The sequence below is a fragment of the Streptomyces sp. NPDC059853 genome (assembly GCF_042731495.1).
In the GTDB taxonomy this organism is placed as follows: domain Bacteria; phylum Actinomycetota; class Actinomycetes; order Streptomycetales; family Streptomycetaceae; genus Streptomyces.
The window spans coordinates 1-3,101 of the sequence record NZ_JBHWJL010000436.1 but is presented as its reverse complement, the minus strand read 5'-3'; the positions used below and the strand labels follow the sequence as shown (position 1 = coordinate 3,101).

General features: G+C 78.6%; 2 protein-coding genes. Both read left to right on the top strand.

The window, feature by feature from the left end:
• Positions 1-701: 701 nt before the first annotated feature.
• Positions 702-2,441, top strand: a complete 1,740-nt coding sequence (cobT, locus tag ACFV5N_RS26340; protein ID WP_385604597.1) for a nicotinate-nucleotide--dimethylbenzimidazole phosphoribosyltransferase — start codon at positions 702-704, stop codon at positions 2,439-2,441.
• 111 nt (positions 2,442-2,552) lie between these two features.
• On the top strand, positions 2,553-3,101 hold a 549-nt coding region (locus ACFV5N_RS26335), incomplete at its 3' end, for a bifunctional precorrin-2 dehydrogenase/sirohydrochlorin ferrochelatase (protein WP_385604594.1).

The window sequence follows — 3,101 nt, the reverse complement described above, 5'->3', positions numbered from 1 at the left end:
TGCCGACCCGGCCGTTGCGGCCGGCCCGGCCGACGCCGCCGGCACCGTTCCTGCCGGGCCGGCGGACGGCGCGGCTGCCGACACCCCCGAGGCGGCCGGAGACGCCCCGCAGCCGGCCGCCACCACCGCCGAAGGTCCGGCCCCCGCACCCGCCGCCGCTGACGGCCAGGCTCCCGAGGCCGCCGCCCCGGCGGACGCGACCGCTACCGTCGCCGCTCCCGCCGAGGGCGCGGAGACAGCCGACACGCCCGTACCGGCGCCCGCGCCCGCGCCATCCGATGGCCAGGGCACGCCGCCCGTACCCGGCGCCGCGCCCGCGAACGCGGTCGCCGCCCCCGACTCCACCGAGACGGCAGCCACCGGCCCGGCCCCCGCACCGACGGCAGCGGAAACCGCCGCCTCCGGCGGTGCCTCTGCGGCTCCCGGCGCCCCGGCCGTCCCCGCGGATGACGCGGACGGCGCGGCCCCCGTCGCCTCGGACGGTGCCCCGGCGGCTCCCGGCGCCGCGAGCATCCCGGCCGATGGCGCGGACGGCGCCGCTCCCGCCACCGCGACCGCCCCCGCGGACGCCGCGAGCGGCGCGGAAGTCGCCGCCCCCCCCCCCCCCCCCCCCCCAACGGGGCCAACCCCCCCCCCCACCCCCCGCCGCCTCCCCGGCCACCCCCGGTGCCGTCTCCATAACGCCCGCCCCGGCGGCCGGCGTGCCCTCGGCCGCCGCCGTCCCCCCGGCGGCGGAGGCCGCCGCCGTGCACCGGCTCATGCGCGAGCCCCGCGACGTACGGGACGGCTTCCTGCCCGACCCCATCCCGCACGAAGTCCTGCTGCGCGTCCTGGAGTCCGCGCACACCGCGCCCACCTCGGGCCACGCCCAGCCCTGGGACTTCGTGATCATCCGGTCCGCCGAGACCCGCACCCAGGTGCACGAACTCGCCGTCCGGCAGCACGACGCGTACGCCAAGTCGCTCCCGAAGGGCCGCGCCAAGCAGTTCAAGGAACTGAAGACCGACGCGATCCTGCGCACGCCCGTCAACATCGTGGTGACCGCCGACCCCACCCGGGGCGGCCGGCACGCCACGCACCCGCAGCAGCGGCCCCAGCTCGCCCCGTACTCCTCCGCGCTCGCCGTCGAGAACCTGTGGCTCGCCGCCCGGGCCGAGGGCCTCGGCGTCGGTTGGGTCAGCTTCTACGACGAGCGGGAACTCGTCCGCACCCTCGACCTCCCCGAACACCTGGAGATCGTGGCCTATCTGTGCGTCGGCTACGTCGACGCGTTCGCCGAGGAGACCGAGCCCGTCCCGGCCGGGCCCGCCCGGCAGCGACCGCTGTCCTGGGTGGTGCACGACGAGGCGTACGGCCGCCGCGCCCTGCCCGGCGCCGAGCCGCACGACCTGCTCACCGAGACCCTGGAGGACATCCGCCCGCTCGACGCCCAGGCGCTGGCCGAAGCGTGGGAGCGGCAGAAGCGGATGACGAAGCCCGCCGGGGCCCTCGGCGCCCTGGAGGTCATCTCCGCCCAGCTGTGCGGCCTCTCCCGGCGCTGCCCGCCGCCGCTGCCCGAGCCGGCCGCCGTCGCCGTGTTCGCCGGCGACCACGGGGTCCACGCCCAGGGCGTCACCCCGTGGCCGCAGGAGGTCACCGGCCAGATGGTCGCCAACTTCCTCGGCGGGGGAGCGGTGTGCAACGCCTTCGCCCAGCAGGTCGGCGCCGAGGTGTGCGTGATCGACGTGGGCGTCAAGGGTGAACTGCCCGGCCAGCCCGGCCTGATGCCCCGCAAGGTGCGGGCCGGCACCGCCGACATCACGGCGGGTCCCGCCATGAGCCGTGAAGAGGCCCTGCGCGCCGTCGAGGTCGGCATCGAGACCGCCCGCGACCTGGTGGCGGCCGGCAACCGGGCGCTGCTCACCGGGGAGATGGGCATCGCCAACACCACGGTGGCCGCCGCGCTGATCGCCGTGTTCACCGGCTCGGAACCGGCGGAGGTCACCGGCCGGGGCACCGGCGTGGACGACGACACCCACGTCCGCAAGGTCGACGTGGTGCGCCGCGCCCTGCACCTGCACCAGCCCGACGCCGCCGACCCCATCGGCGTGCTCGCGGCCGTCGGCGGCCTGGAGCACGCCGCGCTCACCGGGTTCATCCTCGGCGGGGCCTCGCTGCGCGTGCCGGTGATCCTGGACGGGGTCAGCGCAGGGGCGGCGGCCCTCGCCGCGCGCGCCATCGCGCCCGAGGCCGTCTCGGTGTGCGTCGCCGGCCACCGCAGCGCCGAGCCGGGCCACATGGCCGCGCTCACCGCGCTCGGCCTGCGCCCGCTCGTCGACCTCGACCTGCGGCTCGGCGAGGGCACCGGGGCGCTGCTGGCGCTGCCGGTGGTGCAGAGCGCCGCCCGCGCCATGCGGGAGGTCGCCACCTTCGACGCGGCAGGCGTCAGCGACAAGAACTGAGAAACGTACTGTGTGGGGGTGGCGCCCGGGCATCCGCCCGGCCGCCGCCCGCCCCCGGCCGCTCCGGTGTCGCAGCGGCGCCCCCGCCCGTCCCCAGGAGCCGCGCCACCCATGTCAGCAGCGCCTCACCCCGATCCTCCCGCGTACCCCGTCGGCCTGCGGCTGGCCGGGCGCCGTGTCCTGGTGCTCGGCGGCGGCACCGTCGCCCAGCGCCGGCTGCCCGCCCTGCTCGCCGCCGGTGCCGCCGTGGAACTGATCGCGCCCGCCGTCACGCCGTCCGTCCAGGCCATGGCCGAGGCCGGGGAACTGCGCTGGGAGCGGCGCGGCTACCGGCCGGGCGACCTGGCGGGCGCCTGGTACGCGCTGGTCGCCACCGACGACCCCGAGGTCAACGCCGCCGCCTCCGCCGAGGCCGAGCGCGAGCGGGTGTGGTGCGTCCGCAGCGACGACGCCGGTGCCGCCACCGCCTGGACCCCGGCCACCGGACGCAGCGACGGCGTGACGGTGGCGGTGCTCACCGGCCGCGATCCGCGCCGGTCGGCGGCCGTACGGGACGCCGTCGTCGAAGGGCTGCGCGAGGGCACCCTGGGCGCGCCGCGCCGCCGCGACCGTACCCCCGGGGTGGCGCTGGTGGGCGGCGGGCCCGGCGACCCCGAGCTG